8 protein-coding genes and 3 pseudogenes are annotated in these 11,633 nt (G+C 62.0%); 6 read left to right on the forward strand and 5 right to left on the reverse strand.

Translation table 11 applies throughout. From position 1 onward, the window contains the following. Positions 1-19: 19 nt before the first annotated feature. On the reverse strand, positions 20-898 hold the full coding sequence (locus tag IQK56_RS16670) for a LysR substrate-binding domain-containing protein (RefSeq protein ID WP_150761410.1): 879 nt from the start codon (positions 896-898) through the stop codon (positions 20-22). 110 nt (positions 899-1,008) lie between these two features. Here IQK56_RS16670 and IQK56_RS16675 point away from each other — a divergent pair. From IQK56_RS16675 to IQK56_RS16690, 4 genes and pseudogenes are all read left to right on the forward strand, one after another. Beyond that, a pseudogene (locus IQK56_RS16675) lies at positions 1,009-2,633 on the forward strand (5-guanidino-2-oxopentanoate decarboxylase). Continuing rightward, positions 2,630-4,072, forward strand: coding sequence for an aldehyde dehydrogenase family protein (locus tag IQK56_RS16680; protein ID WP_193901757.1), 1,443 nt, complete (start codon positions 2,630-2,632; stop codon positions 4,070-4,072). The pseudogene IQK56_RS16675 and the gene IQK56_RS16680 overlap by 4 nt, the downstream one beginning before the upstream one ends. A gap of 113 nt (positions 4,073-4,185) precedes the next feature. After that, positions 4,186-5,373, forward strand: coding sequence for a cyanate transporter (locus IQK56_RS16685; RefSeq protein WP_193862004.1), 1,188 nt, complete (start codon positions 4,186-4,188; stop codon positions 5,371-5,373). Positions 5,374-5,510: 137 nt separating this feature from the next. Beyond that, on the forward strand, positions 5,511-6,446 hold the full coding sequence (locus IQK56_RS16690; protein WP_193862003.1) for a LysR family transcriptional regulator: 936 nt from the start codon (positions 5,511-5,513) through the stop codon (positions 6,444-6,446). Between the two features lie 15 nt (positions 6,447-6,461). On the opposite strand, the gene IQK56_RS16695 is transcribed toward IQK56_RS16690, so the two are convergent. Both IQK56_RS16695 and IQK56_RS16700 read right to left on the reverse strand, forming a co-directional pair. Then, on the reverse strand, positions 6,462-6,824 hold the full coding sequence (locus tag IQK56_RS16695; RefSeq protein WP_122309364.1) for a 5-carboxymethyl-2-hydroxymuconate Delta-isomerase: 363 nt from the start codon (positions 6,822-6,824) through the stop codon (positions 6,462-6,464). A gap of 45 nt (positions 6,825-6,869) precedes the next feature. After that, positions 6,870-7,792: pseudogene (locus IQK56_RS16700) on the reverse strand (LysR substrate-binding domain-containing protein). A gap of 264 nt (positions 7,793-8,056) precedes the next feature. Between IQK56_RS16700 and tcuC the strand changes: the two are divergent. Both tcuC and IQK56_RS16710 read left to right on the forward strand, forming a co-directional pair. Next, on the forward strand, positions 8,057-9,361 hold the full coding sequence (tcuC, locus tag IQK56_RS16705) for an MFS transporter (protein WP_122309362.1): 1,305 nt from the start codon (positions 8,057-8,059) through the stop codon (positions 9,359-9,361). Continuing rightward, positions 9,361-10,119, forward strand: coding sequence for a substrate-binding domain-containing protein (locus IQK56_RS16710; RefSeq protein WP_122309360.1), 759 nt, complete (start codon positions 9,361-9,363; stop codon positions 10,117-10,119). Before tcuC ends, IQK56_RS16710 begins: the two co-directional genes overlap by 1 nt. On the opposite strand, the gene IQK56_RS16715 is transcribed toward IQK56_RS16710, so the two are convergent. Both IQK56_RS16715 and IQK56_RS16720 read right to left on the reverse strand, forming a co-directional pair. Then, the gene (locus tag IQK56_RS16715) at positions 10,111-11,013 is read right to left on the reverse strand and encodes a LysR substrate-binding domain-containing protein (protein ID WP_122309411.1); all 903 of its coding nucleotides are present in this window, start codon (positions 11,011-11,013) and stop codon (positions 10,111-10,113) included. The genes IQK56_RS16710 and IQK56_RS16715 overlap by 9 nt on opposite strands. Positions 11,014-11,130: 117 nt before the next feature. Continuing rightward, positions 11,131-11,633 (reverse strand): annotated as a pseudogene (locus tag IQK56_RS16720) (methyl-accepting chemotaxis protein); the annotation flags it as partial.

Here is an 11,633-nt window from a genome sequence, read left to right on the forward strand (position 1 = left end):
CCCCTCCCACATTTGCCTTTCAGTATTCTGGAACTAGTGCCTGGCTGACCAACCAATCCATTAACGCTTCGAGCCCGGTCGACGGCTTTGTCCCCGGCGGATACACCAGGTAATACCCCATCCCCGTCGGCACCCGCAGTTCGAACGGCATCACCAACCGCCCCGCCTTCACGTCCTCGCCAATCAACGCGCTGTCGCCAATCGCCACCCCGGAACCCTGGGAGGCCACCGTCATTGCCAAGTCCAGCGTTTCGAAATGATGACCCTGGCTCAGATTGCTCAAGTGGGTGTTCGCCGCCTTCAACCATAATGCCCAATCGCGCTCATCCCGCGTGGGATGCAGCAGCACCTGTTGCTGCAAGTCGTGCGGTGCTTGCAGGCGCGCCATTAAACCCGGCGCACAGACGGGGGTGAGTTGCTCGTCGAACAAATGCCGCGCCTCGGCGGACTGCTCGGCGATGGGCGCGTAGATCACCGCTGCGTCGAACTGCTCGCGGCGAAAATCCACGGTGTAGGCCACGGTGGTGGTGAGTTCCACCGGCACGTCCGGACGCTCCTTTTGCCACTGCATCAGGCGCGGCAGCAACCAGCGCATCACGCAGGTGGACGCCTTGAGCTGCAAGGTCTGGCGGCGATTGCCGATCTGCTCCACTGCGTCACCGAGCAAGCCAAACACCTGCTGCGCCCGCAGTGACCATTCGCGCCCCTCTTCGGTCAGGCTCAAACCCCGCGCCTGACGCTGGAACAACGCGTAGCCCAAGTGGCTTTCCAGCCCGGCGATCTGCCGGCTCACCGCGCCCTGGGTGATGTGCAGTTGCTCGGCAGCGCGGGTGAAGTTGCAGCACTGGGCCGTGACCCAGAAGGTGTGCAGCGCGGGCAGCGGTGGAAGGCGTTTCATCGGGCTCAGCCATGACGTGAGGACATGGCTAGTATGACTTTTAATCGATTGTTGCCGCTATGGGCCAGCCGTTCCAATACCGCCTCGAATCAATAACAAGAGCGACGTGTATGGCAACCTGCGGCGAAGTGTTGGTCCACCTCCTGGAAGGCTATGGGGTGGACCAGGTGTTTGGCATTCCTGGCGTGCACACCGTGGAGTTGTACCGTGGCCTGGCCCGTTCCAGCATCCGTCACGTCACCCCGCGCCACGAGCAAGGGGCCGGGTTTATGGCGGACGGTTATGCGCGCACCCGTGGCAAGCCCGGCGTGTGTTTCATCATCACCGGCCCCGGCATGACCAATATCACCACGGCCATGGGCCAGGCCTACGCCGACTCGATCCCGATGCTGGTGATTTCCAGCGTGCAATCACGCAGCCAGTTGGGCGGCGGGCGCGGCAAGTTGCATGAGCTGCCGAACCAGAGCGCGATGATCGCGGGCGTGGCGGCGTTCTCCCATACCTTGATGTCGGCGGCGGAGTTGCCAGGTGTGCTGGCACGGGCGTTTGCGCTGTTCCAGGCGGGTCGGCCGCGCCCGGTGCATATCGAAATCCCGCTGGATGTGCTGGTGGAAAACGCCGACGCGCTGCTGGGCAGCGAACCGATCAGCGTGGCGCGTGCGGGTGCCGCACCTGCGGCGATCAAACAGATGGCTCAGTTACTGGCCTGCGCCAAGCGTCCGCTGATTCTCGCCGGAGGCGCGCCATCGATGCCGCCTGCGCGTTGACCCGCCTCGCCGAAACCCTCGGCGCGCCAGTGGCGCTGACCATCAACGCCAAAGGCCTGCTGCCCGCCGCGCACCCGTTGCTGATCGGCTCGACCCAGACCTTGGTCGCCACCCGCGCATTGGTCGCCGAAGCCGACGTGGTGCTGGCCATCGGCACAGAGCTTGGGGAGACCGATTACGACGTGACCTTCGCCGGCGGCTTTGACATTCCCGGCGCGCTGCTGCGCATCGACATCGACCCCGACCAGACCGTGCGCAACTACCCCCCTCACGTGGCCTTGGTCGCCGACGCGCACATCGCCGCCGAAGCCTTGCTGGCCGAGCTGGACAGCACCTGTTTACCGCCGCGCAGCAGCGACTGGGGCAGCCGGCGCGTCGCCCGTTTGTGGGCTGAACTGGCTCCCACCTGGGACGCCGCGACCCGCGCGCAAACCCTGTTGCTCAACACGGTCCTGGAGACACTGCCTGGCGTCGTCATGGTCGGCGACTCCACCCAACCGGTGTACAGCGGCAACCTGACCCTCAACCTCGACCACCCGCGCCGCTGGTTCAATTCCTCCACCGGCTACGGCACCCTGGGTTACGCGCTGCCCGCCGCCATCGGCGCCTGGCTGGGGCGCGGCGATGGGCAACCGGTGGTGTGCCTGATCGGCGACGGCGGCCTGCAGTTCAGCCTGCCGGAACTGGCCAGCGCGGTGGAGGCACGCACGCCGATCATCGTGTTGCTGTGGAATAACCAGGGCTATGAGGAGATCAAGAAATACATGGTCAACCGCGCCATCGAGCCGGTCGGCGTGGACATCTACACACCGGACTTTATCGGCGTGGCCAAGGCCCTGGGCTGCGCGGCTGAACGTATCCAGGGCGTCGAACCTTTGCGCAGTGCATTGCTGGCCGCCGCTGAACGCCAAGGACCGACGCTGATTGAAATCGACCAGGGACTTTGGATGAAGGAGGTCGCGGTATGAACGCAGTCATCAACGGTGTGTATATCGACGGCGAATGGCGTGCAGGCCATGACGTGCTGGAGGTGATCAACCCGGCGACCGAAACCCACTTGGCCCAGGTCAGCGCAGGCGACAGCGTTGCCGTGACCCAGGCAGTGGACGCCGCCAGCCGGGCGTTTACCGAGTGGTCAAAAACCACCGGCCACGAACGCGGGGCCCTGTTGCGCAACATTGCCCAGGGCGTGCGCGAACAGCGCGAACCGTTGATGCATCTGCAGTCGAGCAACAATGGCAAGCCGCTGTTTGAGGCCGGCATCGATGTGGATGACGTGATTGCCACCTTCGAGTACTACGCAGCTGTCGCCGCGGACCTGGACGCCGGGCAAGACCGCCCGGTGGCGCTGCCCAGCGACGATTTCAGCGCTCGCCTGCGTCGTGAACCCTGTGGCGTGGTGGGGCTGATCGTGCCGTGGAATTTCCCCATGGTAACCACCGCCTGGAAACTCGCCCCCGCCCTCGCCGCCGGCTGCTGCGTGGTGCTCAAGCCGTCGGAAGTCACGCCGCTGGCGGAGCTGCAATTGGCGCGGATCATCGCCGACTCCGGGCTGCCCGCCGGAGTGTTCAACCTGGTCTGCGGCACGGGCCTGGCGGTCGGCGCACCACTGGCAGCGGACCGTCGCGTGGCGAAAATCTCCTTTACCGGCAGCAATGCAGTGGGCGTGCAGGTGATGCAACGCGCCGCCGAAACCATCAAGGGCGTCAGCCTGGAACTGGGTGGCAAATCTTCGCTGTTGGTGTTGGCGGATGCTGACCTGGACTTGGCGGTAGAACTGGCGTGTGGCGGTGGGTTTTTCAATGCCGGGCAAATGTGTTCCGCGACAAGTCGCGTGCTGGTGGCCGACAGCCTGGCGGATGAATTCCTGCAACGCTTGCAGGTGCGGGCTGAAGGGATTCGCGTGGCGGACCCGTTTGCCGAGGACGTGGAAATGGGCGCGCTGATCAACCGTGCGCAGTATCAACGGGTACGGGCGCATATCCAGCGCGGCATCGAGGATGGCGCACGGTTGCTGTGTGGCGGTGAACGTCCGGCGGATCTGGCGACAGGCTTTTTCATCCGCCCGACCGTGTTTACCGAGGTGCCGCTGGACAGCGCGTTATGGAACGAGGAAATCTTCGGCCCGGTGCTGTGTGTACGACGTTTCGCGACTGAAGATGAGGCGATTGCCCTGGCCAACGACAGCGATTTCGGCCTGGTGGCCAGTGTGGTCAGCGCCGATGCCGAGACCGCCGAACGGGTGGCGAATGCCTTGCAGGCCGGGCTGGTGTGGATCAACGCACCGCAAGTGATCTTCCCGCAGACCGCGTGGGGCGGCTACAAGCAGAGCAGCATCGGCCGCGAGTTGGGGCCGTGGGGGCTGGCGGCGTTTCAGGAGATCAAGCATGTGATTCGGTCCACCTGACACTGCACAGCAAATGTGGGAAATGCATTTTTTAGATAGCCCCTGCGACTTTCTCATTTGCTCCCCTGCCCCATGCGTGGCCTGATTCGCCCTTGTTCATTCAAGGCCGGCCCATGGAAAACGTTCAGGCAAAACCCACCACCGCCGTTTGGCTGATGATCAGCGTGGTGCTGGTCGCCCTTAACCTGCGCCCGTCGATGGCGGCCGTGGGGCCATTGTTGTCGTCGATTCGTGGCGATGTGCCGTTGAGTTTCAGCAGCGCGGCGTTGTTGACCATGCTGCCGGTCATGGCCATGGGCCTGGCGATGTTCTTTGGCATGGGCCTGGCCAAGCGTTTCGGCGAGCACCGCAGCATTGTGCTGTCGCTGCTGGTGATTGGCGTGGCGACGCTGTCGCGGCTGTTTCTGGATTCGGCGCAGGAGCTGATCGTCAGCGCCGTTGCGGCGGGGATCGGTATTGCAATGATCCAGGCGTTGATGCCGGCGCTGATCAAGTCGCGCTTCAGCGATAACGTGTCGCTGTTCATGGGCCTGTACGTCACCGCCATCATGGGCGGCGCGGCGCTGGCGGCTTCGTTCTCACCTTTCGTGCAACTGCACACCGGCAGTTGGCGTATCGGCCTGGCGATCTGGGCCGCGCTGGCGTTGCTGGCCCTGGTGTTCTGGTATGCCCAGCGTTCAGCCATGCCGCCACTGCCACAGGCCGGTTCCGGCCCGCAGGAGTCATTTTTTGGCAACCGTCGTGCCTGGTTGCTGGCCGTCTTTTTTGGTCTTGGTACCGCGTCCTACACCTGTGTACTCGCGTGGCTGGCGCCGTACTACGTGGAGCAAGGCTGGAGCGAGCAGAACGCCGGGCTGCTGCTGGGCTTCCTGACGGCCATGGAAGTGGTCTCCGGCCTGATCACCCCCGCCATCGCCAACCGTCGCCGGGATAAACGTGGCGTGGTCGCGGTATTGCTGGTGCTGATCATCATCGGTTTCTGCGGCCTGATCCTCAGCCCGCAATACCTGAGTTTGCTGTGGCCGTGCCTGCTCGGCCTGGGCATCGGCGGCCTGTTCCCCATGAGCCTGATCCTGTCCCTCGATCACCTGGACAACCCGCGCCGTGCCGGTGGCCTCACGGCCTTTGTGCAAGGCATCGGCTACCTGATTGCGGGCTTGTCGCCACTGATTGCCGGGATGATTCGTGACCAATTGGGCAGTTTCGAATGGGCCTGGTGGTCGCTGACAGCGGTGGTTGTCCTGATGCTGTTGATCGTCACGCGCTTCAACCCAAGGCACTACGCGCAACATATCCGCTGAGGTCGTGTTGCAAACATTATTTGTCCCACGGCAAACATAGAAACGCCCTACAGAGCTTTCTATTGGCACGTACGTTCCGTTAAGCTTTTGCGCTGTCTTGTACTGAATTCGGTACAAAGGGTTTACGGACGAAACCGATGTTAAACAGTAACTTGCTCAGAAAACTCGATATGCAGGACTTGATGGTGTTTATCGCCGTCTACGACCAGAGCAGCGTTACCGAGGTGTCCGAAACGCTATTCGTCAGCCAGTCCACCGTGAGCTACAGCCTGAAGAAGTTGCGCACCAGCTTTGAAGACGAGCTGTTTATCAACACCCGGGCGGGCATGCGTCCTACGTACAAGGCCACCACCATGTACGGCCATGTGCAGAAAATCCTCGAAAGCATCAACCTGTGCCACGCCGGTGGCCAGGCCTTCGACCCGACCCAGAAGGCCGTGACCTTCAACATCTGTGCGCCGGAATACTTCGAACAGTTGATCCTGCCGCGCCTGCTGAAAAGCTTCGACCGTGCTGACCTGCCGGTGATCGTCAACGTGCAGAAGCTGGAAACCGATATCCCCGCCGATGAGCTGCGCGACGGCCGCCTGGACATGGTGATCTGCTTCGGCCCGCACTTTCATCGCGCCCACAAAGATTTCAAGACCCAGATGCTGCTGGAGGACGACTTGGTGTGCGTCTTCGATAAACGCTCGGCGCCCCGGGAGCCGGCATTGAGCCTGCAATCCTTCGTCGAACGACGCCACGTGTTCCCCACGCCGTGGACTTCCGACACCAACATGATCGACGGCTGGCTGGCGCGCCAGGCCCACAAGCGTCATGTGGTTGCCCGGGCCAACAGCTACAGCGCCGCTTTGAAGATGATCACCGGCACCGACTTTATCGTCACCCTGCCGCGCCGCGTGCAAAAGCTATTGGCGCCAGCGGCGGTGTTCGGCCATTGCGAGGCGCCCAGCGGGTTGCCGGGGTTCACCCTGGATATGCAGTGGAACGAAACCAGTGAACAGGACAGTGCCAATACCTGGTTTCGCGAGCAGGTGGTGAAGGTCTGTGCAGACCAGGGATTACTCTAACCCTGTGGCTGGGTGTCAGCCGATGGCGACTTTGCTGTAGGAATCACGGTCCATGTCCACCAACTGGACACTCAGTTGAACCTGTAAGTCCGCCGGCCAATCGCCCAGATCCTGCAACGCTGCCAGCAGGCTTTGCGACAACTGCTGCTTGACCTGCGGTGACCGCCCACTGAGCAGCGACAGCTTCACCGCGATAAAGCCACGCGGATTGAGGGAAGTGCCGACCTGAAAACTCTCAAGCTTCACTGCGCGGCTTTTGATATCGAACTCGGAGCCGAACTGACCGGACGCCATCAGCACATTGTTGAGCCGCAACAGGGTTTTATCGACGGCCAGGTCTGTCAGGTTGGCGGTGTATTCCAGGTGCAGGTGTGGCATGGGTCGCTCCGAGCTTGTTGTAGGAAGATTCTTGAATATATAGCGTCAGGCCTTGGCGCCCAAGCCTCTATCGCTCATGAATGCCTCCAGTCGCGAGCGCACCCAACGCTCGGCCGGGTCGGTGTCCACGTGGCTGAGCCAGACCATGGACAAATCCAGCGTCGGCGTCTCGAACGGAAACGGCTCACAAAACAGATTGCCCGACACCGCCATGGCTTCGGCGGTGTAGTCCGGAAGGCTGGCGATCAGGTCGGTGCCGGCCAGCAAAGCGGGCAACGCGCTGTATTGCGGCACCGACAGCACCACATGGCGCTTGCGGCCAATCTCGGCCAGCCACTCATCGGCGAAACCCGACACGTTGGCGGTGTGGGACACCAGCACATGGGGCCGTGAGCAGTATTCATCGAGGGTCAGCGGCGTGTCCGAGGCATCGGCGCGCAACAGTCGCGGGCGGATATGGCGCAGCAACTTGCGCTTGGCATTCGCCGGCAGGCCACGGGTCTGGGTAATGCCCACGGTGATATCGCCGGATGCCAGCAGGTCAGGGATGCGCCAGTAATCCACATGCTGCACCACAAACACCACCTGCGGCGCCTCCTGGCGCAGAGCACGCAGCAACGGTGGCAACAGACCGAACTCGACATCATCGGACAGCCCGATGCGAAACGTCATGGTGCTGATGGACGGATCAAAATCGTGGGTCAGGCTCAAGGCCGACGACAAGGAATCCAGGGCCGGCGACAAATGCTGGATGATTTCTTCGGCGCGGGCGGTGGGCTCCATGCGATGGCCAACACGAATGAACAGCGGGTCGTTGAACAAGGTGCGCAGGCGGTTGAGGGCCGAACTGATGGTCGGCTGGCCGAGAAACAGCTTCTCGGCACCCGCGTCACATTGCGCTCCAGCATCAGTGCTTCGAAGACCACCATCAGATTGATGTCGGCCTTGCGTAATTCATTGCGATTCATCGGTGCCTGCCCTTTCCCCAAGACAGGTCGCAGTGTAGAAAGCGCGACGTGCGGCGTCTATGCGCATTGCGCGGTGTGTCGCCGTGGCGAGGGAGCTTGCTCCCTCGCCACGGCGACATACAAAACGCCTCTGCACGCTCGATTGATAACCTGCACACATCAATAAATCCAAATCTTTCACTTATCATTTCTAAATGTGTCAGCCACTATCCTCAGTCTTAAGCGAAACAAGCACTTTAAAAAGAACGCTGGAGACACAAAACCATGACTAGCCCTTCCCGACCCGACGCTGCCAGCTCGAAAATTGGCGCGGTATTTCGCGTTACTTCGGGCAACTTCCTCGAACAGTTCGACTTCTTTCTGTTCGGCTTCTACGCCACCTACATCGCGGCGGCGTTCTTCCCGGCCGCTAATGAGTTTGCGTCATTAATGATGACCTTCGCCGTGTTCGGCGCGGGCTTCCTGATGCGCCCCCTCGGCGCGATCATTCTGGGTGCCTACATCGACGACGTGGGTCGCCGCAAAGGACTGATCGTGACCCTGTCGATCATGGCCAGCGGCACGCTGCTGATCGTGCTGGTGCCGGGATATCACACCATTGGCCTGTGGGCACCGCTGCTGGTGTTGCTTGGGCGCTTGCTGCAAGGCTTCTCGGCCGGTGCGGAACTGGGCGGCGTGTCGGTGTATTTGTCTGAGATGGCCACACCCGGCCGCAAAGGTTTCTACACCAGTTGGCAGTCAGGCAGCCAACAGATCTCTATCGTGGTCGCCGCTGCGCTGGGTTATGGGCTGAACGTGTGGATGGAACCGGCGGTGGTTGCCGACTGGGGCTGGCGCATTCCGTTTGCCGTCGGTTGCGTGATCATTCCGTTTATCTTTGTACTGCGTCGCAACCTGCAGGAAACCGAAGAGTTCGCCAACCGCAAGCATCGCCCGACCATGCGCGAAGTGCTGGCCACCCTGGTGAAAAACTGGACCGTCGTGATCGGCGGCATGCTGATGGTGGCCATGACCACCACCGCGTTCTACCTGATCACCGTGTACGCGCCGACCTTCGGCAAGACCGTGCTGCAACTGAGCACGTCGGATGCCCTGCTGGTGACCTTGTTGGTGGCTGTTTCGAACTTTGTCTGGCTGCCCATCGGCGGCACCCTCAGCGATCGCTTTGGCCGCAAGCCGGTACTGATCGCCATGACTGCGCTGACGGTTCTTACCGCGTATCCAGCACTGTCCTACGTGGTAAATGCACCGAGCTTCGCCCATATGCTGGAAACCCTGCTGTGGTTCTCCTTCCTCTATGGCATGTACAACGGCGCAATGATCCCGGCGCTGACCGAAATCATGCCGGTGGAAGTGCGCGTGGCGGGCTTCTCGCTGGCCTATAGCCTGGCAACCGCGATCTTCGGTGGTTTTACCCCGGCGATCTCCACCTGGTTCATCCACATCACCGAAGACAAGGCTTCGCCGGCCTACTGGATGATGTTTGCCGCAGTGTGTGCGCTGTGTTCGACCTTGGCCTTGTACCGCCGCGCCAACACTCGCGGGCAGGTGATGCAGGGGGCGGCATGATGCAGCCTCTGTTCAAGACCCTGGCGGCCCTGGCCCTCGGCGCGCTGGCGCTGACGGCCCAGGCCGAGGAGCTCAAGGTGATGACCTCCGGTGGCTTTACCGCCGCCTATAAATTGCTCGGTCCGCAGTATGCCCAACGCAGCGGTGACACCCTCGATACCATTCTCGGCCCGTCCATGGGCAAGGCGCCGGAAGCGATTCCCAACCGCCTGGCCCGGGGCGAACACGCCGATGTGGTGATCATGGTCGGCTACGCCCTGGATGACTTGATCAAACAAGGCAAGGTCGACCCGGCGTCCCGCGTGGAACTGGCGGATTCGCGGATCGGCCTGGTGGTGAAGGAAGGCGCGGCGAAACCTGCAATCAGCACCGATGCAGAATTGAAAGCGGTGCTGAGCAAGGCCAAGTCAGTGGCCTATTCGGACAGTGCCAGCGGTGTGTATGTCGAGAAAGAGCTGTTCAAGAAGCTCGGCATGCCGGCCAAGGGCACGATGATCGAACGCATCCCGGTGGCTGAACAGGTGGCCAAAGGTGACTACGAAGTGGGTCTACAGCAGGTAGCGGAATTGTTACCGGTGGCGGGCGTGACCTATGTGGGAAAAATCCCCGAAGACGTGCAATCAGTGACGCGCTTTGCAGCCGGCATTCCGGTGAACGCCGAACACCCCGCGCAGGCCAAGGCGCTGCTGAAGTACCTGGCGTCACCCGAGGCGCAACCGGTGGTGCAATCCACCGGCCTGGACTCGGTGTCACGCTGACCGAAACGGCATCTCCCGCACCAACCGCTCCAACTCCAGCGCCGCTGGCGGCAATGTCCGCCCGCGGCGCTTGATCAAGCCCACATTGCGCATCACCTGCGGCTCCACCAGCGGCACACTGACCAGAATCGGGTGTTCGCCCGCCGGCATCGCAATCGATGGCACCATCGCCACTCCCAACCCCGCTTCCACCAGACCAATCATGGTGGTCACGTGGTGCGTCTCGCAGATACTCGGTTTTTTCACTCGCACGCCGCGCAGGGCCTGGTCCAGCAGGAAGCGGTTGCCCGAGGTCTTGTCCACCGTGATGTAGTCATGCTCGTAGGCTTCGGCCCAGGTCACGCTGTCCCGTTCGGCCAACGGGTGATCACGGCGACAGGCCAGCACGTAGCGCTCCTGCAACAGCAATTCGAACTCCACTTCATCGGCCAGGCTGCCGCTGAAACTCACGCCAAAATCCGCCTCGCCACTTTCCACCGCGTTGCACACCTCACCGGCACTGGCATCCAGTACCCGCAGGCGAATCTTCGGATACAGCTTGTGGAATTCGGAGATCACATGGGGCATGAAGTAGTACGCCGTCGAGGGCACGCAGGCGATGGTGACATTACCCATACGCGTGGACGCGACGTTACTGATGCCCATCAGCGCGATGTCGAGGTCGTCGAGCATGCGCTCGACTTGCGGCAGGAAGGCACGGCCCACCATGGTCAGGCTGACCCGTCGCGTGGTGCGCTCGAACAGCTTCACGTCGAGGGCGGATTCGAGTTTTTCGATGCGCCGGCTGAGGGCCGGTTGCGAGATACGGATGGCCTCGGCGGCGCCGCGAAAACTGCCCTTGTCTACCACGGCGCGGAAGGCTTGGAGGTCGTTGAGGTCGAAGTTGATGATCACGGGAGTCGCCAGTGTGGTCGATTTGACCGGCATTATCTTACGAATGCGCTAGCACATGGCCCACGTGCATTGAAAAAATACGCACCTGCGTAGGCTGCACGTCCTCACCCTGACTCACTACAACTGAAACCGTGCGACCGCGTCGTTGAGCGCCACCGCCAATCGCGCCAGCTCCTGGCTTGAGCCATTGATCTGCCCGGCACCGGAAGACGACTGCGCCGACAGGTCGCGGATATTGACGATATTGCGGTCCACTTCCTTGGCCACCTGGGCTTGCTCCTCGGCAGCGCTGGCGATGACCAGGTTGCGTTGATGAATCTGGTCGATGGAGTCGGTGATCTGACTCAAGGCGCCACCCGCCCCTTCGGCCAGGGTCAAGGTGTCGGATGCGCGCTGGGAACTCGACTGCATTGAGGTCAATGCATCGTTGGAGCCGGTGCGCATGGCGGTGACCATCTGATCGATTTCAAGGGTCGATTGCTGGGTGCGATGGGCCAGTGCACGCACCTCATCAGCGACCACCGCGAAGCCACGCCCGGACTCACCGGCCCGCGCCGACCTCGATGGCGGCGTTAAGTGCCAACAGGTTGGTCTGCTCGGCGATGGAACGAATCACATCG

It is taken from the genome of Pseudomonas cyclaminis, from assembly GCF_015163715.1.
GTDB lineage: Bacteria > Pseudomonadota > Gammaproteobacteria > Pseudomonadales > Pseudomonadaceae > Aquipseudomonas > Aquipseudomonas cyclaminis.

Bases quoted from the DNA above. Each gene is read 5' to 3' on its own strand.
- IQK56_RS16670 (WP_150761410.1), bottom strand. From the start codon at position 898: ATGAAACGCCTTCCACCGCTGCCCGCGCTGCACACCTTCTGGGTCACG.
- IQK56_RS16680 (WP_193901757.1), top strand. From the start codon at position 2,630: ATGAACGCAGTCATCAACGGTGTGTATATCGACGGCGAATGGCGTGCA.
- IQK56_RS16685 (WP_193862004.1), top strand. From the start codon at position 4,186: ATGGAAAACGTTCAGGCAAAACCCACCACCGCCGTTTGGCTGATGATC.
- IQK56_RS16690 (WP_193862003.1), top strand. From the start codon at position 5,511: ATGTTAAACAGTAACTTGCTCAGAAAACTCGATATGCAGGACTTGATG.
- IQK56_RS16695 (WP_122309364.1), bottom strand. From the start codon at position 6,824: ATGCCACACCTGCACCTGGAATACACCGCCAACCTGACAGACCTGGCC.
- tcuC (WP_122309362.1), top strand. From the start codon at position 8,057: ATGACTAGCCCTTCCCGACCCGACGCTGCCAGCTCGAAAATTGGCGCG.
- IQK56_RS16710 (WP_122309360.1), top strand. From the start codon at position 9,361: ATGCAGCCTCTGTTCAAGACCCTGGCGGCCCTGGCCCTCGGCGCGCTG.